A 23,300-nucleotide genomic window follows, 5' to 3' on the forward strand; every position below is an offset into this window, starting at 1 on the left:
CGTCGGACGGGCCGGAAGCCGGAGTCGTCCATGCATCTCGACCACGCCCCCAGCCACGGCGGACCCGCCGCCGTCAGCGCCGATGTCCGGCGGCCCGACGGCTCGCGGCGGGCGCTGCGGATCGGTCTCGGCGGGCCCGTGGGGTCCGGGAAGACCGCCACCGTCGCCGCCCTCTGCCGGGCCCTGCGCGACGAGGTGTCCCTCGCCGTCGTCACCAACGACATCTATACCCGGGAGGACGCCGAGTTCCTGCGCCGCGAGGCCGTGCTGCCGCCCGAGCGGATCACCGCCGTGGAGACCGGGGCGTGCCCGCACACCGCGATCCGCGACGACATCTCCGCCAACCTCGAAGCGGTGGAGGAACTGGAGGACGGCGTAGGCCCGTTGGACCTGATCCTGGTCGAGTCCGGCGGGGACAACCTCACCGCCACCTTCTCCCGGGGGCTCGTGGACGCGCAGATCTTCGTCATCGACGTGGCCGGCGGGGACGACATCCCGCGCAAGGGCGGCCCCGGCGTGACCACCGCCGACCTCCTGGTCGTCAACAAGACCGACCTCGCCCCGTACGTCGGCGCCGACCTCGGCCGCATGGCCGCCGACGCCCGGACCCAACGGGCCTGCCTCCCCGTGGTGTTCCAGTCGCTGCGCGACGGGGCCGGGGTGACGGACGTCGCCGGCTGGGTGCGCGGGCGGCTCGCCGCGTGGACGGCGTGACCGCCGGCGTGCGGGCCGTCGCCCGCATCCGTGCCCGCGCCGACGGCCGGGGCGGGACCTGCCTGCCCGTGCTGGAGGGCGACGGGCCGCTGGCGCCCCGGCGCACCCGGGGGAGCGGCGGCGAGGCCCACGTCATGCTGGTCGGCGCCATGAGCGGCCCGCTCGGCGGGGACCACCTCACGGTGCGCGCGGACGTCGAGCCGGGCGCCCGGCTCCGCGTGGGTTCGGCCGCCGCCACCATGGCCCTGCCGGGCCGGCACCCGGGCGGGGCGCGCTACGACGTACGGATCACCGTCGCCGCCGGTGGCGAACTGCACTGGACGCCGAAGCAGTTGATCTGCGCGGCGGGAAGCGACCTGAGCGTCACCACACAGGTCGACCTCGCGGCCGGCGCCCGGCTCGTGCTGCGTGAGGAGCAGGTCCTCGGGCGGGCCGCGGAGCAACCGGGACGGCTCGTGTCGCGTCTGACCGTACGGATCGCCGGGCGGACCGTCCTCGACCAGGAACTGGGCTGCGGGCCCGGCGCGCCGGGCGGCTGGGACGGACCCGCCGTGCTCGGCGGACGCCGGGCCGTCGGACAACTGGTGGTGGCGCGGCCGGAGTTCGAGGAGAAGCCGGTCGTCGCCGGACCGCTGGGCGAGGACGCCGCCGTCCTGCCGCTGGCCGGCCCCGCGGTCCTGGTGACCGCCGTGGCGTCCGACGCGCTCCGGCTGCGCCGCCTGCTCGACGAGGCACCGGACACCTTCACTTCCACGTCCGATTGACGGAACTCCCTTCTCCGGTTATCGGATTGGCAAAGAAGGGCCGCCGCCCCTGTCCCCGGGGCCCCCGCAGCGGCGAGGATCCCCCGTACTCGTCGCAACGATGCAGGGGGAGGCCCCAGTTGAGGGACAGCAGACCGACAAGGCGCAGGACGGCGCTCGGTGCGGCCGGAGCGCTCGTCACGGCGACGCTCATAGCCGGCGCCGTCGCGGCGCCCACGGCGAACGCGACGGCCGGCCCGCACCACGGCAAGGACCGCCAGGCCCGCGGCGTCGCCGTTGCCGCCGCCCGGGCCGCGAAGACCGGCGTCGACTGGCAGGACTGCCCCGCCGACTGGAACCTGCCCAAGCCGATCCAGTGCGGCTGGGTGTCGGTGCCGCTGGACTACGCCGAGCCGAACGGCAAGCAGATCAAGCTCGCCGTCGACCGCGCCGGCAGCACCGGCACCGTCGGCGAGCGCCAGGGCGCGCTCCTCTACAACCCGGGCGGCCCCGGCGGCTCCGGCCTGCGCTTCCCGGTGCGGATCACCGGAAAGAACCCCGTCTGGGCCAAGACGGCCAAGGCCTACGACTTCGTCGGCTTCGACCCGCGCGGCGTCGGCAAGTCCGCGCCGATCTCCTGCGCCGACCCGCAGGAGTTCGTCAAGGCGCCCAAGATGGACCCGGTGCCCGGCTCCGAGGCCGACAAGCTCGCCCAGCGCAAGCTCGCCCGCGCGTACGCCGAGGGCTGCCTCGAGCGCAGCGGCGAGATGCTGCCGCACATGACCACCCCGAACACCGCCCGCGACCTCGACGTCATCCGCGCCGCCCTCGGCGAGAGGAAGCTCAACTTCGTCGGCGTCTCCTACGGCACCTACCTCGGCGCCGTCTACGCCACCCTCTTCCCGGGCCACGTCCGCCGCATGGTCGTCGACAGCGTCGTCAACCCCTCCCGCGAGAAGATCTGGTACCAGGCCAACCTGGACCAGGACGTCGCCTTCGAGGGCCGCTGGAAGGACTGGCAGGACTGGGTCGCCCGCAATGACGCCACCTTCCACCTCGGCACCACCCGGGACGCCGTCCAGGCCCACTGGCTGAAGCTGCGCGCCACCGCCGCGAAGGACCCGATCGGCGGCGTCGTCGGACCGGCCGAGCTGATCGGCTTCTTCCAGAGCGCCCCGTACTACGACTCCGCCTGGGTCCCCGTCGCCACGGTCTTCAGCGCGTACGTCGCCGGTGACACCCAGGCCCTCGTCGACGCCGCCGCCCCCGACCTCTCCGACACCGCGGGCAACGCGGCCGCGGAGAACGGCAACGCGGTCTACACGGCCGTGGAGTGCACCGACGCCAAGTGGCCCACCAACTGGCGGACGTGGGACCGCGACAACACCCGGCTGCACCGCGACCACCCGTTCATGACTTGGGCCAACGCCTGGATGAACCTGCCCTGCGCCACCTGGCCCGTCGCACAGCAGACCCCGGTGGACGTCCGGTCCGGCAAGGGCCTGCCGCCGGTGCTGATCGTGCAGGCCGAGCGGGACGCGGCCACCCCCTACGGGGGCGCCGTCGAACTGCACCAGCGGCTCCGGGGCTCCCGCCTCGTCACCGAGCGGGACGCCGGCTCCCACGGCGTCACCGGCCTGGTCAACCCCTGCGTCAACGACCGGGTGGACGCCTACCTGCTCACCGGGGCGGTGGACCGGTCCGACGTGACGTGCGCGCCGCACGCCACGCCGAAGCCGTAGCACCGGCGCCGTACGACACGAGGCGCGGCCGGTGCCTTCCGGCCGCCCCTCGCCCGTGCGTTCCCCGGGTCCGGCTCAGCGCATCCTGGGGAAGCGGCGCCTCTCCTCCGCCGTGCGCTCCGCCTCCTCGGCCTTGGCGACGGCCGCGTACCGGTCGACGTACTCCTGCCCGGAGAGGCCGAGGATGGCGTACATGATCTCGTCGGTGACGGCGCGCAGGACGGCCTTCTCGTTCTCCATGCCCGCATAGCGCGAGAAGTCCAGCGGCGCGCCGAACCGGATCGTCACCGGGTGGACGCGGGGGATCTTCTTGCCGGGCGGCTGCGCCTCGAAGGTGCCGATCATCGCGCACGGAACCACCGGGACGCCCGCCCTGAGGGCCATCACCGCGACACCGACCTTGCCCTTGTAGAGGCGGCCGTCGTGCGAGCGCGTGCCCTCCGGGTAGATGCCGAGCAGTTCCCCCTTGCCCAGCACCCCGAGGCCCTCCCTGATCGCGGCCTGCCCGGCGTCCTTGCCCGACCGGTCGACCGGGATCTGCCCCGCGCTGTGGAAGAAGAAGGCCGTCAGCCTGCCCTTGAGGCCGGGACCGGTGAAGTACTCCGCCTTGGCGAGGAAGGTGATGCGCCGCTTCAGCACGGCCGGCATCAGGAAGTGGTCGGAGAACGACAGGTGGTTCCCCGCGACGATGGCGGCACCGGACGGCGGGACGTGCTCGAGACCCTCTATTCGAGGCCGGAAGACCAGTCGCAGCAGCGGCCCCAGCAGCACATATTTGAGCAGGTGGTAGAACAAGGGCACGCTCCTCGACTCCGGCGGACGGTCGGTGCCGCCGCGTTCCAGCAGGCCATCCGGCACGTCGCGGGGTGCCAGTCTAGGACCGGGCGGCGAGGCCCGGCACCACCACGTCCCGCACGCCGGGAACGTACCCCGCCGGACGGCTGAACGCCCGTCAGCACCCCCACCGCGGGGAGTAGGCTCGCAGACATGAGGATCTCCGTCTCCTCCGACATGGACGAACCGGTGGCCCGCGCCCTCCTCGCCGAGCTGCGCGAGCGCGGCCACCAGGTGCGGGCGCACGGCGCCCTGAGCCCCGGGGACGACGCGCGGTGGGCGTTCTGCTCGGAGGCGGCGGCCCGCGACGTCGCGGACGGGTCGGCCGACCAGGCGGTCGTGTGCTGCTGGACCGGCACGGGCGCCTCGATCGCCGCGAACAAGGTGCCCGGCGTCCGCGCAGCCCTGTGCACCGACGCCTGCACGGCGGACGGCGCGCGCCGCTGGAACGACGCCAACGTCCTGGCCCTCAGCCTGCGGCTGACCTCCGGTCCGCTGCTCAAGGAGATCCTCGACGCCTGGTTCGCCGGCGCGCCCAGCGACGACCCGGACGACCGGCGCAACGTGGAGCGGACGGCACAGCTCGACCGGGCGCGCACCGCGCCCTGACCCGCGCCGACCCCGCCGCGCCGTCACAGCCGTACGACGACCAGCGCCGTGTCGTCGGTGGCGCCGCCCGGTGGCAGCAGCGCCAGCAGCACCGTGTCCGCGAGGGTCTCGGGATCCTGCGTCCGGTGGCGGCGCAGGGCCTCGGAGAGCCGCAGCAGCCCGGTGTCGATGTCCTCCCGGCGCCGCTCGACCAGACCGTCGGTGTACAGCACCAGGGTCGCCCCGGGGGCGAACACCGTCGTCGCCTCGGGCCTCGGCCGGGGATCGGGGCGGGCGTCGAGCGGCGGGTCGGTGGCCCGGTCGAGGAACTCCACGCGTCCGTCGAGGTGGACCAGCACGGGCGGCGGATGGCCGGCACTGCTGTAGGTGATCGTCCGCCGGTCGAAGTCGACGAAGGTGGTCACCGCGGTCGCGGACTCGGCCCCGTCCACGACATGGGCGTAACGCCCCACGACGTTCAGCGCCTGGGCGGGCCCGTCCGCCACCCGGGAGGCGGCGCTGAGCGCGCTGCGCAGCTGGCCCATGACCCCGGCCGCCGCCAGACCGTGCCCCACCACGTCCCCCACGGACACGCCGATGCGGTGCCCGCCCACCAGGTCGACCAGGTCGTACCAGTCGCCGCAGACGTTGAGCGCGCCCACCGCCGGCCGGTAGCGCACGGCGGCCCGGTGGGGGCCGACCTGCGGGCGGGAGGGCAGCATCGCCTCCTGCAGCGCCAACGCCACCTCGCGCTCCCGGGCGTGCGCCTGGCGCAGCCGGTTGTTCAGCTCCTGCAGCTCACGGGCGCGCGCGTACAGCTCCACCTCCAGCACCCGCCCGTCGCCCCCGTCGGCACGGCCGCGGGCCCGGATCAGCTCGGTGACCTCCTCGATCCGGTGCACGATCAGCACGACCCGCCCGTCGGGGCCGAGGACCGGGGTGTTCACCGGGCTCCAGTAGCGCTGCTCCCACTCCCCGGGGCGCTCCGGGCTCTCGACGTCGTAGCGCTGCACGGCCATGGTGTCGCGCTCACCGGTGGACAGCACCCGCAGCAGCGAGGCCCGCAGGTTCTGCGCGCCCCTCGCCGCCGGGTCGTTCGGGTTGTCCGGGAAGACGTCGAATAGGAAGCGGCCCACCAGGTCCGCGCGGGGACGCCCGGACCCGCGCACGAACGCCTCGTTGACGTCCGCGAACACGAGATCGGGGGTCAGCAGCGCCACCATGCCGGGCAGCGCCTGGTACACCGCCGCGTAGTCGATCGGCGTCTCCGGCACGGTCCCTCACCTCACTCCGGCGCGGTCAGCGACTGCTCCGCCCAGATGATCTTCCCCTCGGGCACGAACCGGGTGCCCCACCGCTGGGCCAGCTGCGAGACCAGCAGCAGCCCGCGGCCGCCCTCGTCCATCGCGCGGGGATGACGCAGATGGGGCGCGGTGGCCCCGCCGTCGAACACCTCGCAGACCAGCGCCCGCTCCCGGATCAGCCGCAGCCGGACCGGGCCGCCGGCGTGCCGGATGGCGTTGGTGACCAGTTCGCTGACGACCAGCTCCGTGGTGAAGCCCAGCTCGTCCAGCCCCCAGCGGGCCAGCTGCCGGTTGGTGGTCTTGCGGGCCTCGGCGACCACGGAGGGATCCGCCGGCAGGTCCCAGACCGCGACCCGCTCCGGATCCAGACGCCGGGTGCGGGCCATCAGCAGCGCCACGTCGTCGTACGGGCGGGCTGGCACCAGCGTGTCGACCACGGCCCGGCAGCTCAGCTCCAGCGAGGCCGTGGCACCCCGCAGCGCCCCCCGCAGCCGCTCCCGGTCCGTCCCGGCGGCGCCCGGCTCCCCATGGGCCAGCAGACCGTCCGTGTGCAGCACGAGCGTGCTGCCCTCGGCCAGGGACATCTCCACCGCCTCGAACGGCGGCCCGCCCACACCGAGCGCCGGACCCTGCGGAAGGTCCACGAAGCCGACCGTGCCGTCGGGCGCCACCACGGCGGGCGCGGGATGCCCGGCGGCCGCCATGGTGCACTGTCCGTCCACCGGGTCGTAGACGACGTACAGACAGCCGGCCCCGATGGACTGGCCGGGGGTGTCCCCGGGCTCCTGCCCGTCGCCCTCCTCCCGCGCGGACCGGGCCGCCAGGTCGTCCAGGTGGGCCAGCACCTCCTCGGGCGGCAGATCGATGGCGGCCAGCGTCCGTACGGCCGTCCGCAGCCGCCCCATGGCCGCGGCGGCGTCGATGCCGTGGCCCGGCACCTCGCCGACGACCAGGGCGACGCGGGCCCCGGACAGCGGGATGAGGTCGTACCAGTCACCGCCCAGCCCGGTCAGCTCGTCGGCCGGGCGGTAGCACGCGGACACCTCGACGGCGTCCTGCTCGGGCAGCCGGCGCGGCAGCAGACTGCGCTGCAGGACGAGGGCGGCGTCCCGCTCGCGGGTGTAGCGGCGGGCGTTGTCCACGCAGACGGCGGCGCGGGAGACGAGGTCCTCCGCCAGATTGAGGTCGTCCTCGTCGAAGGGGTTCTCGCGGCGGCGCCGGAAGAACGTGGTGACGCCGAGGGTGACGCCCCTGGCCCGGATCGGGACCACCATCACGCTCTGCAGGCCCAGCTCCAGGAAGGTGGACTCCCGGTCCCCCGGGCGCCCCACCGCCCACTCCACGGCGAGCGGGTCGAGCTGCTCCTGACGCCAGGACCGGCCGGTGGTCAGGGAGCGCACCGGCGGGGACTCCGCCAGGTAGGACACGACCGCGCCGGTCTCCACGGCCCTGCGCGGCAGGTCCTCGTACAGCGACCGGTGACCCGCGCGGCGCAGCGGCACCCGGTCGGACGCGGCGAGCGGCCCGGGCGGCAGCTCGGCGCCCCGCAGCACCGTCTCCAGCAGATCCACCACGACGAACTCCGCGAGCCCCGGCACCGTGACGTCCGCCAGCTCCTGCGCGGTGATCATGATGTCCAGGGTGCGGCCGATGCGCTGGCCCGCCCGGTCGAGCAGGGCCAGCCGCTGACGGGCGCGGTGCCGCTCGGTGACGTCCACGACGGTGTAGTACACGCCCATGGGGCGGCCCCGGTCGTCGTCGAGGCGGGTGAACGACAGCATGTGCGCGGTCTCGCGCAGCGGCGCCGAGCGCACCCGGCCGACGTGTTCGTAGCCCACGACCTGTTCACCGGTGTCCAGCACGTGCCGCATCTGCGCCTCGACGGCCGCGGCGTCCAGACCCGGCTGGATGTCCGCGAAGCGCAGTCCCAGGCGCCGCGGGGCCGGACCGCCGCCGAACTGCTCCAGCGCCCCGTTGGACCAGACATAGCGCAGATCCGTGTCCACGATGGCGATGCCGATCGACGAGCCGGTCACCATCTGCTCCAGCGTGCTGCGGCTCATGTCCCAGCCGGCGGCCCCGTCCAGCTCCGACAGCAGCACCAGCAGCGACGATCGGCCCCGCGGCTCCACGGTCGGCGTGATCCGCACCATCACCGGGACCGGCCGCCCCTGCCGGTGCCGCGCCGTCATCAGTCCCGCCCAGTCGCCGTCCGACCGGCACCGTTCCATCAGGTCCGGCACTCGCTCGGCGTCCTCGGGCATCAGCAGCTCGGCGAACTTGCGGCCCACCATCTCGGAGGCGCGGTACCCCAGCAGCCGCTCCGCGCCGCCGGTCCAGCCCGCCACCATCCCCTGCGGATCGAGCAACAGGGGAACGGCGTCGGCCACATCGAACCCCTGCCGGGCAACGTCGTGCTCCTTGTGTCCGCCCACGGCCGACCTCTCTGTCGCTGAGAGTGGTCTACCACCTCTTGTCCCCATCTTCACCCTTGGAGCGTGCCGGGGGCTCCCTGGACGTGCCACCGGTGAGCGAGGCGGACGGAGCGCACCGCCGCCCCCGCCGATGGAGCGCGGCGGGGGCGGCGGGGGCGGCGGGCCGTGCGTCAGACCTGCTGGACGAGGACCTTCTCCAGCGTGCGCAGCGCGCCCTGGAGCTCCTCCGCCGTGATGGTCAGCGGCGGGGCAAGGCGGATGGTGGACCCGTGGGTGTCCTTGACCAGGACGCCCTCCCGCATCAGCCGCTCACTGATCTCGCGGCCGGTGCCGAGCTGCGGGTCGACGTCCACGCCCGCCCACAGCCCCCGGCAGCGGAAGCCGGCGACGCCCTTACCGACGAGGGACTCCAGGCCCTCGTGCAGGATCCCGCCCAGCTCCGCCGCCCGGCGCTGGAACTCGCCCGTCTCCAGCAGCTCCACCACGGCCGTGCCGACCGCCGCGGCCAGCGGGTTGCCGCCGAAGGTGGACCCGTGCTCACCGGGGTGCAGCACCTCCAGCACCTCGCGTCGGGCCACCACCGCCGACACCGGGACGATGCCGCCGCCCAGCGCCTTGCCGAGCAGCACCACGTCCGGGACGACCGACTCGTGCTCCACCGCGAGCGTGCGGCCGGTGCGCCCCAGCCCGGACTGGATCTCGTCCGCGACGAACAGGCAGCCCTCGCGGCGCGTCAGCTCCCGCACCCCGGCCAGATAGCCGTCGTCCGGGACGATCACGCCCGCCTCGCCCTGAATGGGCTCGATCAGCACCGCCGCCGTCGTCTCGTCGACCGCCGCCTCCAGCGCCGCGAGATCGTTGTACGGGACCACGCGGAAGCCCGGTGTGAACGGGCCGAACCCGGCGCGCGCCACCTCGTCCGTGGAGAAGCTGACGATCGTGGTCGTCCGGCCGTGGAAGTTGTCCGCGGCCACCACGATCGTGGCCCGGTCGGCGGGGACGCCCTTGACGTCGTAGGCCCACTTGCGGGCCACCTTCACACCGCTCTCCACCGCCTCCGCGCCGGTGTTCATGGGCAGCACCATGTCCAGCCCGGTCAGCGCGGCCAGCCGCTCCGCGAACCCGGCGAGCCGGTCGTTGTGGAACGCGCGCGAGGTCAGCGTCAGCCGGTCCAGCTGGCGGTGCGCCGCCTCGATCAGCGCCGGGTGCCGGTGGCCGAAGTTCAGCGCCGAGTAGCCGGCCAGCATGTCGAGGTAGCGCCGGCCCTCCACGTCCTCCACCCAGGCGCCCTCCGCGCGGGCGACGACCACGGGCAGCGGGTGGTAGTTGTGCGCGAGGACCGGCTCCTCGGCGCCGATCAGCTCGGCGGACGAACGCGTACGGGCGGCAGAGGTCATGAGCGGATCTCCTGAGTGCAGCACTTGATGCCCCCGCCCGCCTTCTGGAACTCGGACAGGTCGACGGGGACGGGGACGTAGCCGCGGTCGGCGAGCTGAGCGGCGAGGGCCGTGGCCCCCGGCGAGAGGAACACGTGGCGGCCGTCGGACACGGAGTTCAGGCCGAACGCCATCGCGTCCTCACGGGTCGCGAGCACCGCGTCCGGGTACAGCCGGGCGAGCACCTCGCGGCTCCCCGGCGAGAACGCCTCCGGGTAGTACGCGATGTTCTCCCCGTCCAGCACGAACAGCGCCGTGTCCAGGTGGTAGAAGTACGGATCCACCAGCGTCAGGCCGATCACCGGCACCCCGAAGAACTCCTGCACCTCGCGGTGCGCATCCCTGGTGGTGCGAAAACCGGTCCCGGCGAGGATCCAGCGCCCGGCGGGCACCAGGTCGCCCTCGCCCTCGCACACCGACTCGGGATGGTGGACCTCGTACCCCTCGGCCTTGAACCAGGCCTCGTACGGCACGGACTCCGGGCGCCGCTCCGGCGCGAGGAACAGGGAGCCGAAGACGCGGCCCTCCACGACGACCGCCGCGTTCGCGGCGAACACCATGTCGGGCAGTCCGGGCTCCGGCTTCACGTTCTCCACGGTATGTCCGTGGTCACGGTAGGTGTCGACGAGCGTCTGCCACTGCCGCTGGGCGAGCAGGACGTCCACGGGTCGGTCGGGACGCATCCAGGGGTTGATCGCGTACCGGACGGCGAAGTGTCTGGGTTCGCAGACGAGGTATCGCCGCCGGGACGCCACACGGGAGTCGGGCACAGAGGGGTTCCTCCGCTTCCATGCGGTGTCTACAGGGGGTGCCTACACGGTAGGAACCGACCGAGACGGACGACAAGGAACGGGAGCTGCGTGTTCACGCAGGATCGCTGCGTGTTCACGCCGTTCAACGCACGTCTGGTGCGCCCTCGGGCGCGGGCTGGCTCACTCCCGCCTCAGGACTGTCGGGCAGCAGATGGGACAGCACCATCACGCTGATCGTCTTGCGGATGAACGGCTCCTGGCGGATCCGCTCCAGCACCTCCTCGAAGTGCTCCACGTCCCGCGCCCGCACGTGCAGTAGCGCGTCCGCGCCCCCGGTCACCGTCATCGCCGCGGCGATCTCCGGATGGTTGCGCACCACCTCCGCCAGCCGCCGGGGCGGCGCCGCGCCCTCGCAGTACACCTCCACGTACGCCTCCGTGCGCCAGCCCAGCGCCGACGGCTTCACCGTCGCCGTGAACCCGGTGATCACCCCCGTCTCGCGCAGCCGGTCCACCCGGCGCTTCACGGCCGTCGACGACAGCCCGACGGCCGCGCCGATCTCGGCGAAGGACGTCCTGGCGTTCGCCATCAGAGCCGTGACGATCTTCCGGTCGAGCTCGTCGAACGGGGCGTGCCTGCTGTTCATGCGGGCACTGTATCCAGCGCCGACGCCCCGGCGGCCGGCCACGGCCCCGGCGGGAACGCCCCCTGTCCGGCACGTGTCCAGACGCGGAAATCACCCCTACACTCCACCTTCATGCTGCGCGCCCTCGCCGTCGACGACGAACGTCCCTCGCTGGAGGAACTGCTGTACCTGCTGAACGCGGACCCGCGCATCGGCAGCGCCGAGGGCGCCGGCGACGCCACCGAGGCGCTGCGCCGCATCAACCGCGCGCTGGAGTCGGGCCCGGACGGGCCCGAGGCCATCGACGTGGTCTTCCTCGACATCCAGATGCCCGGACTCGACGGCCTCGACCTGGCCCGGCTGCTCGGCGGCTTCGCCCGGCCGCCGCTGATCGTGTTCGTCACCGCCCACGAGGACTTCGCCGTCCAGGCCTTCGACCTCAAGGCCGTCGACTACGTGCTCAAACCCGTCCGCAAGGAGCGGCTGGCCGAGGCCGTGCGCCGGGCCGCCGCCCAGCGCGGCACCGCCCCCCGCATCCCCGTGCACGAACCCGACCCCGACCACATCCCCGTCGAGCTCGGCGGCGTGACCCGCTTCGTCCCCGTCGACGACATCACCCACGTCGAGGCCCAGGGCGACTACGCCCGCCTGCACACCGACCGCGGCAGCCACCTCGTACGGATCCCGCTGTCCACCCTGGAGGAGCGCTGGCGCTCCCGCGGCTTCGTCCGCATCCACCGCCGCCATCTCGTCGCCCTGCGCCACATAGGCGAACTCCGGCTCGACGCCGGAACCGTGAGCGTCCTGGTCGGCTCCGAGGAACTCCAGGTCAGCAGGCGGCACGCGCGCGAACTGCGGGACCTGCTGATGCGCCGGACCACGAGCTAGGGGAGCACGATGCCCCAGGACCCGACCGAACGCCGCGTGGTCGTCACCGGCCCGCCCCGCCGCGCCCTGAGCGCCTCCGCCTACTACCGCCCGCGCACCGAGATCGACGAGCAGACCACCCTCGGACACACCTACGTCCGCTCCCTGATGCGCATCCAGCTGCGCACCGGCCTCACCGTGTTCGCCGTCCTCGCCCTGCTCATCGGCCCGCTGCCGCTGGTCTTCGCCGCGGCCCCGGACGCCCGCCTGGAGTGGGCGGTCCTCGGCTTCGGGCTCTACCCCCCGCTGGTCCTGCTCGCCCGCTGGTACGTGCGCCGCGCCGAACGCAACGAACGCGACTTCGTGCGCCTCGTCGAGGACCGCTGAGACCCGGGACACCAGCACCGTGAACTCCGCCTACGCCGTCACCGCCGTCGCGCTCGTCGCCCTCGCGACCGTCCTCGTCGGCGCCTTCGGCCTGCGCGTCTCCCGCACCACCTCCGACTTCTACGTCGCCTCCCGCACCGTAGGCCCCCGCCTCAACGCCGCCGCCATCAGCGGCGAGTACCTCTCCGCCGCCTCCTTCCTGGGCATCGCGGGGCTCGTCCTCGTCCAGGGCCCGGACATGCTCTGGTACCCGGTCGGCTACACCGCGGGCTACCTGGTCCTGCTGCTGTTCGTCGCCGCACCGCTGCGCCGCTCCGGCGCCTACACCCTGCCCGACTTCGCCGAGGCCCGGCTCGCCTCGCACGCGGTGCGGCGGCTCGCGGGCGCCTTCGTCGTCGGCGTCGGCTGGCTCTACCTGATGCCCCAGCTCCAGGGCGCCGGACTCACCCTGACGGTGCTCACCGGCGCGCCCGACTGGCTCGGCGGAGTGATCGTCGCCGTCGTGGTGACCGTCATCGTCGGCGCGGGCGGCATGCGCAGCATCACCTTCGTCCAGGCCTTCCAGTACTGGCTGAAACTCACCGCCCTGTTCGTCCCCGCCCTCTTCCTGGTCCTCGCCTGGCAGAGCGACGGAGCGCCCGGCCGCGCCTTCGACGAACCGGCCGCCTTCCGCGAACAGCGGGTCGTCCGGGTCGACGGCACCCTCGACCTGCGCCTGCGCGAGCCGCTCACCGTGACCGTGGACGGTACCGTCGACGGCCGCGCCCACGACGGCACCGAACTCCGGCTGCCCGCCGGCACCCACCGCGTCGACGCCGGCACCCGGCTGACCTTCGCCGAGGGCACCGAGGTCCCCGCCGCCGGACGCGGCGCCGACGACGCCCTGTCGCCCTCCCGCGCCGAGTCGCGCGAGGAACGCCCGCTGTACGCCACGTACGGGCTGATCCTCGCCACCTTCTTCGGCACCATGGGCCTGCCGCACGTCGTGGTGCGCTTCTACACCAGCCCGCACGGCGTCGCCGCCCGCCGCACCACCGTCGCGGTGCTCGGCCTCATCGGCGCCTTCTACCTCCTCCCGCCGGTCTACGGGGCACTGGGCCGCCTGTACGCCCCCGAGCTGACCCTCACCGGGGACGCGGACGCCGCGGTCCTGCTCCTGCCCGGCCGGATGATCGGGGGGACGGGCGGCGACCTGCTGGGCGCGCTGGTCGCCGGCGGCGCCTTCGCCGCGTTCCTGTCGACGGCCTCCGGGCTCACCATGGCCGTGGCCGGCGTGCTCACCCAGGACGTGCTGCCCTCGCGCGGCGTACGGCACTTCCGGCTCGGCACCGTCCTCGCCATGGCCGTACCGCTCGGCGCGGGCCTCCTGGTCGGCGGCCTGCCGGTGGCCGACGCCGTGGGGCTGGCGTTCGCCGTGTCGGCCTCGTCGTTCTGCCCGCTGCTCGTGCTCGGCATCTGGTGGCGCCGGCTGACCCCGCCGGGCGCGGCGGCCGGCATGCTCGTGGGCGGCGGCTCCGCGTTCCTCGCCGTCGCCGCGACCATGGCGGGCTACCCGGGCGCGGGGCCCTGGCACGCCCTGCTCGCCTGGCCCGCGCTGTGGTCGGTGCCGCTGGGCTTCCTCACCATGATCCTGGTCTCGCTGGCCACCCCCGGCCGGGTGCCGCCCGGAACGGCCGCGGTGCTGGCCCGCTTCCACCTGCCGGAGGAACTGCGCACGGAGGTGTCCGCGTGAGCGGTTTCCTCGCCGGTCTGCTCGTCGCCGTCCTGCCCCTGCTGGCGGCCGGGTTCTGGCTGGGCCGGCGCACCGCCCGGCCCGCCGGCCTCGCCGGGCTCGGCACCCCCGTCGAGCACGCCACCTTCGAGACCCTGCACACCGCCTCCCTGGCCACCCCACCGCTGCGCGCGGGCCTGACGGAGGAGGCCGCCGGCAAGTCCGCCCGCAAACTGCGCTCCCTGCTCGGCACGGACGCGCTGTGCCTCACCGACCGCGAGCGGGTCCTCGCCTGGGACGGCGTCGGCGCCCACCACCGCGCCGAGATCATGGAACGTCTCACCGGCCCCCTGGAGACCGGCCGGGGCGAGGCCTTCCCGCTGAGCTGCGACACCCCCGACTGCACGGTCCGCTGGGCCGTCGTCGCCCCGCTCACCGTCGACGACCGGGTGCACGGCGCGCTCGTCGCCTGCGCGCCCCGCGAGTCCGCGGTCCTGGTCCGGGCCGCCGGGGAGGTCGCCCGCTGGGTCTCCGTCCAGCTCGAACTCGCCGACCTCGACCAGTCCCGCACCCGGCTCATCGAGGCCGAGATCAGGGCGCTGCGGGCCCAGATCTCCCCGCACTTCATCTTCAACTCGCTCGCCGTGATCGCCTCGTTCGTGCGCACCGACCCCGAGCGGGCCCGCGAACTGCTGCTGGAGTTCGCCGACTTCACCCGCTACTCGTTCCGCCGGCACGGCGACTTCACCACCCTCGCCGACGAACTCCACGCCATCGACCACTATCTGGCGCTGGTACGGGCACGCTTCGGCGACCGCCTCTCCGTGACCCTGCAGATCGCCCCCGAGGTGCTGCCGGTCGCCCTGCCCTTCCTCTGCCTCCAGCCCCTGGTGGAGAACGCCGTCAAGCACGGGCTGGAGGGCAAGGCCGACAAGTGCCACATCCAGATCACGGCGCAGGACGCCGGCGCCGAGGCCCTGGTCGTCATCGAGGACGACGGCGCCGGCATGGACCCCGGGCTGCTGCGCCGCATCCTCGCCCGCGAGGTCAGCCCCACCGGCGGCATCGGGCTGTCCAACGTCGACGACCGGCTCCGTCAGGTCTACGGCGACGACCACGGCCTCGTCATCGAGACCGCCGTGGGCGCGGGCATGAAGATCACCGTCCGGCTGCCGAAGTACCAGCCGGGCGTGCACCTGGCCGGGCGGCTCACCCCCAGGTGAGCCGCCGTACTCCTCAGGTGCTGCGCGTGGCGACCATCCCGAGGGTGATCAGGCCCAGGACGACCCAGCCGAACCACAGCCAGCCGTTGCTGCCGAGCGCCACCGTGTAGGCCGTCACGGCGACGAGGCCGCCGACGGTGAGCACTCCCATGGTCTTCGTCGACGTCGAACCGTTCGTGGAACCGGGCATCGCAACACCCTCCTCATTCGGCTCCCTCCATGGTGCCCCCGTTCTGCCGCCTTACGGTGCACACGACGAGATGTGTGCCGGATTTCCAGGGCCCCTCACTGGTCCACGACCCGGCCTCGTGGACCGACGGATCGAAGCCGTAGTCCCGCGGCGGCACCTCCCGCGCGCACGCCGCGTCGGACGCGGTGCGCGCCTCGGCGAGCGAGACGTCCTCGCCCAGCCGGGTGAACCCGAGCACCTGCTCGTCGTACTTCCCGCCGCACGGCACCAGCCGGGCCTCCCGCCGGGAGCGCACGTCCAGGCAGTCCCGCCGCTGCATCGTCGCGGTGTCGGCGAACGCCGTCCCGAAGCGGCGCCGCTCCCCGAGGGGCCCGTACACCGGCCCGTGAGCGCCGAGCACCAGACAGGCGGTGCGCCGCCCGGCCGCCTCGAACCCGTCCGGCGCCGGTACGACCGCCAGGACGCGGACGTCGGCCAGCCGGCCGCGCAGTTCCCGCGTGCGCTCCTCGCACCGGGCCGGCCCCTCCTGCCGCGCCTCCTCCTGCGAGGCGGCCCCGACGGACGCCACGACCTGCCCGTCGGGCACTTCGTCCGCGCAGCTCGGGTCGAGGGCCAGCCGGGGCGTGCCGGTGAACGGGGTGCCGCCGGGCCAGTCGGCCAGCACGCAGTCGCCCTCCTTCAGCGGTTTCACCAGCCCGACGGCCTCGCCGTACGGGGCCGCCGTCCCGCCGGGGCCGCCCTCCCGGTCCGCCAGCGCGTACCAGGCCCCGCCCAGGGCCAGCACCAGGCCCAGCCCGCCGGCGAGGACGGCGCGCAGGGCGTGCGGGCGGGGCCGGCGGCGGGTACCGGAGGCGAAGGCGTGGGGGTCCGCCTCGGGCGCGGGGCGCGGGGAGGCGTCCCACGGCGGCTGCGACCCCAGGTCCGTCCGCGTCCGCGCGGAGGCGTCCGACTGGGGCGTGACGATCCGCGCCAGCTCGGCCTCCACCTCCCGCGCCGGCGTCCGCAGGTCCGGGTCCTTGGCGAGCAGCCCCCGCAGCACCGGCTCCAGCGCCCCCGCCCGCACCGGTGGCAGTGGGTCCTCCATGACCACCGAGGTGATCGACGCCAGGGGGGACTCCCGCTCGAACGGACCGCGCCCCTCCACCGCGTGGTAGAGCGTGCAGCCGAGCGAGAACAGGTCGGCCGCGGGGGTGGGCGGGCCGCCGGTGGCCCGCTCGGGGGCCAGATAGCCCGCGGTGCCGACCAGCACGGACGCCATGGTGTGGCGCGTCTCCCCGGTGTCGGGCTGGACGGAGATGCCGTAGTCGGTGAGCAGGACCCGCCCGTAGGGCGCGCCGGTGCGGTCGGGGGCGAGCAGGATGTTCGCCGGCTTCACGTCCCGGTGCATCACGCCCCGCTCGTGCCCGGCGGTCAGCGCGTCCAGGACCGCCAGCCCGATCCGGGCGCACTCGGCGGGGGCGGGCGGACCGTTGCGGGCGAGGAACTCCCGCAGGTCGACGGCGCCCGCGACGTACTCCATGACGATCCACGGCAGCCCCTCGTGCTCCAGCACGTCGTGCACGGTCACCACGTGGGGATGACCGCGCAGACCGGCCGCGTGCCGGGCCTCCGCGCGCGCCCGGGCGACCCGGGCCTCGCGCTCCTGGCCGGGCTCGGCCGGGTCCCCGAACACGATCTCCTTCAGCGCAACCTCGCACGCCAGTCGCTGGTCGTGGGCCAGCCAGACGTGTCCCATGCCGCCACCGCCCAGCCGGTGCAGCAGCAGATAGCGGCCGGCGATCACCCGGCCCACTCCCGACGTCGGGGATCCTGAGGGCATCCGGTCACTCCCGGGTTCGGCGGGGGCCGACGGCGGGGGTGCTCTCGGCGGGCGCCCCGGTGGCCGGGGCGGTGGTGGCGGCCGGGGGGCTGCTCGCGGAGGTGCCGGTCGCCTGCGGGGGCGTGCCGCCGGTGCCCGGGCCGGCGGGCGGCGGCGAGGAGGCGGTGGTCCCGGGCGGCGGCTCGGCCGGACCGGACGGCGGTGAGCCGGTGCCGCTGCCCGGGTCGGAGGACGGCGGTGGTGCGGAACCGTCCTTCGGCGGGGGCGTGGACCCGTTGTCCGGCGGGGGAGGCGGTGACGTGGGTCCCGGTGAGGCGGGGCGCTCGGACCCGGCCGGCCCGGACGACGACGCGGGTGGCGAGGAGGGACGCGCGGAGGAGGGGGAGGACGGTGGCGAGGAGGGCGAGGACCGCGGCGCGGAAGCGGAGGACGGCGCAGTGGAGGGAGCCGACGGCGACCGCGAGTCGTCCGTCGCCCGTGAGGACCCCGGGCCCGGGGGAGTGCTCCCCTCACCGGACGACGCACCCCCGCCCGCGCCCTCCACCACGCTCAGCGTGACGTACGCCCCGAACCGCAGCTCGGCTCCGGCCGCCGGGTCGGACCCCGTGACCCGCGCACCGTCCGGTGGAAGGTCCTGCCCCTCGTGGGCGACCGCCAGTCCCCGCCCGGCCAGCCGCCGGCTCGCCTCACCGAACGTGGTCCCGGTGAGCTGTGGCACCGCCCGGCGCCGCCGTGTGTCGAAGGCGGAGTCCTCCTCGCCCGACGTGCCCACGGGCCGCTCGACACCCCGGCCGGGATCCTCCACGTCGACGAGGGCGATGCGCTCCAGTTTCCGGGACGCGGGCCGGACCACGACGACCTCGGAACGGTCGTAGCCCTTCCATTTCTCGTTCCCGTCGTCGAACGTGACGGAAATCCTGCTCTTGTCCCCCTCGAAGGGCCGCAGTGGATTCCCGCACGAACACTTCACCGCCGGCAGCCCCTGCTCATCGACCAGAATCGCGATTCCCGCCTGGAGCAGCGCATTGAAGGGAACAGCCTTTCCCTTTTTGTAGTCGTGATTCCTCACGAGCGTGTCGTGACGCAGGAGAACAGGAGTGAGCCGGTCGAGATACGCCGGTATCCCCGCGGTGCTCAGGTCCAGTGCCTCCGCCCACGCCCGCGCCTTGCGGTCGTTGCGCGGGTCGGTGAGATAGCGCTTCAGCCGCTCGACGTCGCAGACCGCGGCCTCCTCGGTGCCTCCGTACAGCCCCGGCGTGTCTCCCTGCTGCAGGCCTCCGCGGGCCGGCCGCGACCGCACGGCGGCGTCCCGTCCCAGTCCGCTGCTCTCGTCGAAGAAGGGCGCCAGGGAAGCGGTTCCCGCGGCGACCGCCTGCACATCGAACAAAGGTGTGGCCGATTCGCAACCGCTGACGACCAGAACCGACAACGACAGGACGGCGATCTTCCGAATTACCGTTTTCCCCGCCCTGCGCACAGATGAACGAACTTCCATCACCGCTCCCCCCGGCGGTCCCCTTGACGCATCATGCTACTGGAGGAAAATGCCCGTTCAAGGGGATACGGGAAACAGTGAATTCAGTTCCCGCGTGCGTGCAGTGAGGCCAGATAGGCGTTGTACGCCTCGAGTTCCCGGTCGCCGTCCCGCTCGGCGGCGCGATCCGTGCGTTTGGCCTGCCGCTGGTCCGAGGCGTACCACTGGAACAGCAGCGCGAGCAGCACCAGCACGGAGGGGACCTCGCTGAACGCCCAGGCGATCCCGCCCGCCGCGTTCTGGTCGGACAGCGCGTCGACGGCGAGTGAGGCGGGCGGGTTCTCGAACGTCGTGACCATCGGGGCCGACGCCATCATCAGCGCGATGCCGAAGAACGCGTGGAACGGCATGCCCGCGAACAGTTCCAGCATCCGCATCAGATACCCCGGCCGGTGCGGGCCCGGGTCCACGCCCATGATCGGCCAGAAGAAGACCAGGCCGACGGCGAGGAAGTGCACCATCATCGCGATGTGCCCGACCCCGGAGCCCATCAGGAAGTCGAACAGCGGGGTGAAGTACAGGCCGTACAGGCTCGCGATGAACAGCGGGATGGTGAACACCGGGTGGGTGACGATCCGCATGTAGCGGCTGTGCAGCAGCATCAGCAGCAGTTCGCGCGGCCCCTTGCGGCCCCTCCCGGCCGGCGGCAGCGCGCGCAGGGCCAGGGTGATCGGGGCGCCGAGCAGGATCAGGATGGGCGACACCATGCTGATCACCATGTGCTGCACCATGTGCACGCTGAACATGACCATGCCGTAGTCGTTCAGCTTGGTGCACATCATGAGCCCGATGCTCAGCACACCGGTGAAGAACGCGATGGTCCGGCCCACCGGCCACTTGTCGCCCCGCCGTACCAGGCGCGCCACGCCCCAGCCGTAGAGGGCCAGCCCCAGCAGGCAGGCGACGAGGAAGAACGGGTCCGTCGACCAGGCGAGCCCTCGCCCCAGCGTGAACGGCGGCAGATCCATGGTCATGCCGTGCCCGCTGTGATCCATCCGCCGGCTCCAATGTCGTGCAGTTCGTACGCGATCCGTGCGCCCTCAGCGTACGACCGACCCCGGTCACAGCGGTGACCGGGGTCGGGGAAGCACGGCCGTCGCGTGGACTGCCGGGAACCGGGCCCTCAGCGGCGCCGCGGGATCACAGCACGCACTCCGCCTCCGCGTACCGCGCGTCCGGCACCGTCTTCAGCGTCTCCACGGCCTCCGCGAGGGACACCATCACGATGTCCGTGCCCCGCAGCGCGGTCATCCGGCCGAACTCCCCCCGGTGCACCGCCTCCACCGCGTGCCACCCGAACCGCGTCGCCAGCACCCGGTCGTACGCCGTGGGCGTCCCGCCCCGCTGCACGTGCCCGAGGATCACCGGACGCGCCTCCTTGCCGAGCCGCGCCTCCAGCTCCAGGGAGAGCTGCCGGGCGATCCCGGCGAACCGCTCGTGGCCGTAGACGTCCTTGCCGCCCTCGTCGAAGTCCATCGTCCCGGGCTTGGGCTTGGCACCCTCCGCGGCCACCACGATCGCGAACCGCTTGCCGGCCGAGAACCGCTCGCCGACCTTCGCGGTCAGCTCGTCGATGTCGAAGGGGCGTTCGGGCACGACGACGGCGTGCGCGCCGGCCGCCATGCCGGAGTGCAGCGCGATCCAGCCGGTGTGACGGCCCATGACCTCCACGATCAGCACGCGCTGGTGGGACTCGGCGGTGGTCTTCAGCCGGTCCAGGGCCTCGGTCGCCACGCCGACGGCCGTGTCGAAACCGAAGGTGACGTCCGTGACCGCGATGTCGTTGTCGATGGTCTTCGGCACGCCCACTATCGGCAGGCCGTTGTCCGACAGCAGCCGGGCCGCCTTCAGCGTGCCCTCCCCGCCGATCGGGATGATCGCGTCGAGGCCCAGCTCCGCCACGTGGCCCCTGGCCCGCTCCACACCGTCCCGCAGGTGCTCGGGACGCACCCGGGAGGAGCCGAGGATGGTGCCGCCGCGGGCGAGGATGCCGCTCACCGCGTCGAGGTCGAGCTTGAGGTAGTCGCACTCCAGGAGGCCCTTCCACCCGTCCCGGAAGCCGATGACCTCGTCGCCGTGGTCGACGACGGCGCGGTGCACGACGGACCGGATGACGGCGTTCAGGCCGGGGCAGTCGCCGCCGGACGTGAGGACACCAATGCGCATAGCCCGAAACAACCTTCTCGATGTGGGCCGGGACCGGACCGCGCTGTCCGGCTCGATCCCCGCCACCCTAGCGGCATCCGGGGCCCGCAACGCACCCCGCGTCCGCCTGCTGGACGACCCCGCTCACCTGTGCGGAGCAGCCGTCAGACGGGCCGGTTACGCCCGTCCGACGGCCGGGTGTCCACAGGGCCGCGGGTGCCTCAGGCGGGCTGCTGCGCCGCCGCGATGCGCTCGTCGCGCAGCGCCTCGTACCAGCGGTCGTCGGTCGGCGGCAGCGCGTTGACGTCGAGCGCCAGCTTCAGCAGCAGGTCCGCGATCAGCGGGTTGCGGGCGAGCACGGGACCGTGCATGTACGTGCCGAAGACGGTGTCGTTGAACGCGCCCTCGGTGCCGTCCCCGGTGCCGTTGCCGTTGCCGAAGCGGACCTGGGCGAGCGGGCGGGCGGTGGGGCCCAGGTGGGTGACGCCCTGGTGGTTCTCGAACCCGGTCAGCGGGGGCAGGCCGAGCCGCGGGTCGATGTCGCCCAGCACGTCGCCCACGCACCGCTCGCCCTCACCGCGCACCGAGACCACGTCGAGCAGTCCGAGGCCGGGCTCGCGCTGGCCGAGGTCGTTGATGAACTCGTGGCCGAGGATCTGGTAGCCGGCGCACACGGAGAAGACGATCGCGCCGTTCTCCACCGCCCGGTGCAGACCGCCGTCGCGGCGCAGCCGCTCCGCGGCCAGCCGCTGCGGACGGTCCTCGCCGCCGCCGATCAGGTAGATGTCGCCGGAGGTCGGGATCGGCTGGTCGCTGCGCACGTCGAGCCGCGCCACGTCCAGACCGCGCTGCCGCGCGCGGCGCTCCACGACGAGCACGTTGCCCTGGTCGCCGTACGTGCTGAGCAGGTCCGGATAGATCCAGACGACCCGCAGCTGGTTGTCGCTCACTTCAAGTCCCCTGAGTGTCGTGGTCAGTTGCCGACGCGGCGGCGCAGGTCCTGGAACGCGGTGTAGTTGGCGATGACCTCGATCCGGCCCGGCGGGCACAGCTGCACCGCCTGGTCGAGGTTCTCGCACACCTGGAAGTGCTGGTTGGCGACCTCCAGGCGGACCGCGAGGTCCAGCTTCCGGTCCCCGACGACGCAGATCGGGTGGCCGGTCAGCCGCGTGTAGTCGACGTCCCACAGCCAGGAGGTGTCGGTGCCGTCGGCGGAGCGCGCGTTCACCGAGAGGATCACCGGGGTCGGCGGCGGGTCGATCAGCGAGAACGTCTCGAGCCAGCCCGCGGGGTTCTTGGCGAGCAGCAGCCGCAGGTCACGGCCCTCGAACTGGACGACGTCATAGCGGCCGGCCACGGCCTGCACCTGGTACATGCGCTCCAGGGCGACCTGCGGCGGCACGCCGAAGACGGCGGCGACGGCCGCGGAGCTCGCGGCGTTGGCCTTGTTGGCGCGGCCCGGCAGCTGGAGGTGGATCGGCCAGGCGGAGCCGTGCGGGTCGAGCACGTGGTCGCCGGAGAGCGCCCAGCTCGGGGTCGGCCGGCGGAAGCCGCACTCGCCGCAGAACCAGTCGTCGCCCGGGCGCTGCATCACACCGCCGCAGGACGGGCACGACCAGGCGTCGTCCTTCCACATCTGCCCGGCGGCGACCCAGATCACATTCGGCGAGGACGACGCGGCCCACACCACCAGCGGGTCGTCGGCGTTGGCGACGACGACCGCCTTGGAGCCGGCCAGTCCCTCGCGCCAGTTCTCCGCGAGCATGCGGGTCTCGGCGGCGCGGTCGAGCTGGTCGCGGGAGAGGTTCAGCAGCGCGATGCACTTGGGGTCGGTGTCGCGGGCCACACCGGCCAGGTACTTCTCGTCGACCTCGATGACGCCGAACTTGGCGTCGGAGCCCCCGGCGAGCGCCGAGGTGATGCCGGCCGGCATGTTGGCGCCGAGGGCGTTGGAGACGACGGGACCCGCGGCCCGCAGGGCCTCGGCGATGAGCCGCGTCGTGGTGGTCTTGCCGTTGGTCGCCGAGACCAGGACGCAGTCCAGGTTCTGCGCCAGCCTCGCCAGGAGATCGGGGTCGAGTTTGAGCGCCACCCGGCCGCCGATCACCGAACCGCTGCCGCGCCCGGCGGCGCGGGATGCCGCTGCGACCGCCTTGCCCGCGGTCACGGCCAGCTTGGCCCGCGGCGTGAGCGGGTCCGAGTTGCCTGCCATCAGTTCTCGATCCTCCTTGCGTACGCGCCGCGTCTGTGC

21 protein-coding genes are annotated in these 23,300 nt (G+C 73.5%); 8 read left to right on the plus strand and 13 right to left on the minus strand.

Translation table 11 applies throughout. The annotated features are described in order from the left end of the window. The first annotated feature begins 30 nt into the window (after positions 1 to 30). The 3 genes from ureG (at position 31) to FHX78_RS30455 (ending at position 3,199) form a co-directional block, all read left to right on the plus strand. Positions 31 to 714: an urease accessory protein UreG gene (ureG, locus tag FHX78_RS30445; protein WP_145870598.1), complete on the plus strand. Its 684-nt coding sequence runs from the start codon at positions 31 to 33 to the stop codon at positions 712 to 714. Beyond that, entirely contained in the window at positions 702 to 1,478 is a 777-nt protein-coding gene (locus tag FHX78_RS30450; protein WP_145870599.1) for an urease accessory protein UreD, read from the plus strand. Before ureG ends, FHX78_RS30450 begins: the two co-directional genes overlap by 13 nt. Before the next feature lie 119 nt (positions 1,479 to 1,597). Then, the gene (locus FHX78_RS30455; protein WP_145870600.1) at positions 1,598 to 3,199 is read left to right on the plus strand and encodes an alpha/beta hydrolase; all 1,602 of its coding nucleotides are present in this window, start codon (positions 1,598 to 1,600) and stop codon (positions 3,197 to 3,199) included. 75 nt (positions 3,200 to 3,274) lie between these two features. On the opposite strand, the gene FHX78_RS30460 is transcribed toward FHX78_RS30455, so the two are convergent. Continuing rightward, positions 3,275 to 3,994 carry a lysophospholipid acyltransferase family protein gene (locus tag FHX78_RS30460; protein WP_145872220.1) on the minus strand — a complete coding sequence of 240 codons (720 nt, stop codon included), beginning with the start codon at positions 3,992 to 3,994 and terminating at the stop codon, positions 3,275 to 3,277. 192 nt (positions 3,995 to 4,186) lie between these two features. Between FHX78_RS30460 and FHX78_RS30465 the strand changes: the two genes are divergently transcribed. After that, the gene (locus FHX78_RS30465; RefSeq protein ID WP_145870601.1) at positions 4,187 to 4,642 is read left to right on the plus strand and encodes an RpiB/LacA/LacB family sugar-phosphate isomerase; all 456 of its coding nucleotides are present in this window, start codon (positions 4,187 to 4,189) and stop codon (positions 4,640 to 4,642) included. A 23-nt stretch (positions 4,643 to 4,665) separates the two neighbouring features. Here the strand turns inward: FHX78_RS30465 and FHX78_RS30470 are convergent, their stop codons facing one another. The 5 genes from FHX78_RS30470 to FHX78_RS30490 all read right to left on the minus strand — a co-directional run bounded on the left by FHX78_RS30470 (position 4,666) and on the right by FHX78_RS30490 (position 11,194). Then, complete coding sequence (locus FHX78_RS30470) at positions 4,666 to 5,895, minus strand: PP2C family protein-serine/threonine phosphatase (protein WP_189908635.1); 1,230 nt, start codon at positions 5,893 to 5,895, stop codon at positions 4,666 to 4,668. Between the two features lie 11 nt (positions 5,896 to 5,906). Further along, positions 5,907 to 8,360: a SpoIIE family protein phosphatase gene (locus FHX78_RS30475; RefSeq protein ID WP_145870602.1), complete on the minus strand. Its 2,454-nt coding sequence runs from the start codon at positions 8,358 to 8,360 to the stop codon at positions 5,907 to 5,909. 170 nt (positions 8,361 to 8,530) lie between these two features. After that, positions 8,531 to 9,757 carry an ornithine--oxo-acid transaminase gene (gene rocD / locus FHX78_RS30480; protein ID WP_145870603.1) on the minus strand — a complete coding sequence of 409 codons (1,227 nt, stop codon included), beginning with the start codon at positions 9,755 to 9,757 and terminating at the stop codon, positions 8,531 to 8,533. After that, complete coding sequence (ddaH, locus tag FHX78_RS30485) at positions 9,754 to 10,566, minus strand: dimethylargininase (protein WP_145870604.1); 813 nt, start codon at positions 10,564 to 10,566, stop codon at positions 9,754 to 9,756. The genes rocD and ddaH overlap by 4 nt, the downstream gene beginning before the upstream one ends. Positions 10,567 to 10,690: 124 nt before the next feature. Further along, the gene (locus tag FHX78_RS30490; RefSeq protein WP_145870605.1) at positions 10,691 to 11,194 is read right to left on the minus strand and encodes an Lrp/AsnC family transcriptional regulator; all 504 of its coding nucleotides are present in this window, start codon (positions 11,192 to 11,194) and stop codon (positions 10,691 to 10,693) included. A gap of 111 nt (positions 11,195 to 11,305) precedes the next feature. Between FHX78_RS30490 and FHX78_RS30495 the strand changes: the two genes are divergently transcribed. Genes FHX78_RS30495 through FHX78_RS30510 form a run of 4 tightly spaced genes read left to right on the plus strand, consistent with a single transcriptional unit; the run spans position 11,306 to position 15,361 of the window. Continuing rightward, positions 11,306 to 12,061 carry a LytR/AlgR family response regulator transcription factor gene (locus FHX78_RS30495; protein WP_145870606.1) on the plus strand — a complete coding sequence of 252 codons (756 nt, stop codon included), beginning with the start codon at positions 11,306 to 11,308 and terminating at the stop codon, positions 12,059 to 12,061. A 9-nt stretch (positions 12,062 to 12,070) separates the two neighbouring features. Next, positions 12,071 to 12,427, plus strand: a complete 357-nt coding sequence (locus FHX78_RS30500; RefSeq protein ID WP_145870607.1) for a hypothetical protein — start codon at positions 12,071 to 12,073, stop codon at positions 12,425 to 12,427. 19 nt (positions 12,428 to 12,446) lie between these two features. Then, the gene (locus FHX78_RS30505) at positions 12,447 to 14,159 is read left to right on the plus strand and encodes a sodium/solute symporter (RefSeq protein ID WP_145870608.1); all 1,713 of its coding nucleotides are present in this window, start codon (positions 12,447 to 12,449) and stop codon (positions 14,157 to 14,159) included. Then, a complete protein-coding gene (locus FHX78_RS30510) occupies positions 14,156 to 15,361 on the plus strand; it encodes a sensor histidine kinase (protein WP_145870609.1) in 1,206 nt (401 codons plus the stop codon). Before FHX78_RS30505 ends, FHX78_RS30510 begins: the two co-directional genes overlap by 4 nt. A gap of 13 nt (positions 15,362 to 15,374) precedes the next feature. On the opposite strand, the gene FHX78_RS30515 is transcribed toward FHX78_RS30510, so the two are convergent. The 7 genes from FHX78_RS30515 to FHX78_RS30545 form a co-directional block, all read right to left on the minus strand. Continuing rightward, positions 15,375 to 15,551: a membrane protein gene (locus tag FHX78_RS30515; RefSeq protein ID WP_030865508.1), complete on the minus strand. Its 177-nt coding sequence runs from the start codon at positions 15,549 to 15,551 to the stop codon at positions 15,375 to 15,377. A 13-nt stretch (positions 15,552 to 15,564) separates the two neighbouring features. Next, a complete protein-coding gene (locus FHX78_RS30520; RefSeq protein ID WP_145870610.1) occupies positions 15,565 to 17,370 on the minus strand; it encodes a serine/threonine-protein kinase in 1,806 nt (601 codons plus the stop codon). Between the two features lie 4 nt (positions 17,371 to 17,374). Continuing rightward, on the minus strand, positions 17,375 to 18,748 hold the full coding sequence (locus FHX78_RS30525) for a DUF6777 domain-containing protein (protein WP_308439678.1): 1,374 nt from the start codon (positions 18,746 to 18,748) through the stop codon (positions 17,375 to 17,377). A 200-nt stretch (positions 18,749 to 18,948) separates the two neighbouring features. Continuing rightward, positions 18,949 to 19,899: a cytochrome c oxidase assembly protein gene (locus FHX78_RS30530; RefSeq protein WP_145870612.1), complete on the minus strand. Its 951-nt coding sequence runs from the start codon at positions 19,897 to 19,899 to the stop codon at positions 18,949 to 18,951. Between the two features lie 145 nt (positions 19,900 to 20,044). Continuing rightward, positions 20,045 to 21,070, minus strand: coding sequence for a 6-phosphofructokinase (locus tag FHX78_RS30535; protein ID WP_145870613.1), 1,026 nt, complete (start codon positions 21,068 to 21,070; stop codon positions 20,045 to 20,047). A gap of 200 nt (positions 21,071 to 21,270) precedes the next feature. Beyond that, complete coding sequence (locus FHX78_RS30540) at positions 21,271 to 21,999, minus strand: type 1 glutamine amidotransferase (protein WP_145870614.1); 729 nt, start codon at positions 21,997 to 21,999, stop codon at positions 21,271 to 21,273. Positions 22,000 to 22,022: 23 nt separating this feature from the next. Then, the gene (locus FHX78_RS30545; RefSeq protein WP_145870615.1) at positions 22,023 to 23,261 is read right to left on the minus strand and encodes a Mur ligase family protein; all 1,239 of its coding nucleotides are present in this window, start codon (positions 23,259 to 23,261) and stop codon (positions 22,023 to 22,025) included. Positions 23,262 to 23,300 lie beyond the last annotated feature (39 nt).

It is taken from the genome of Streptomyces capillispiralis, assembly GCF_007829875.1.
Classification (GTDB): Bacteria; Actinomycetota; Actinomycetes; order Streptomycetales; family Streptomycetaceae; genus Streptomyces; species Streptomyces capillispiralis.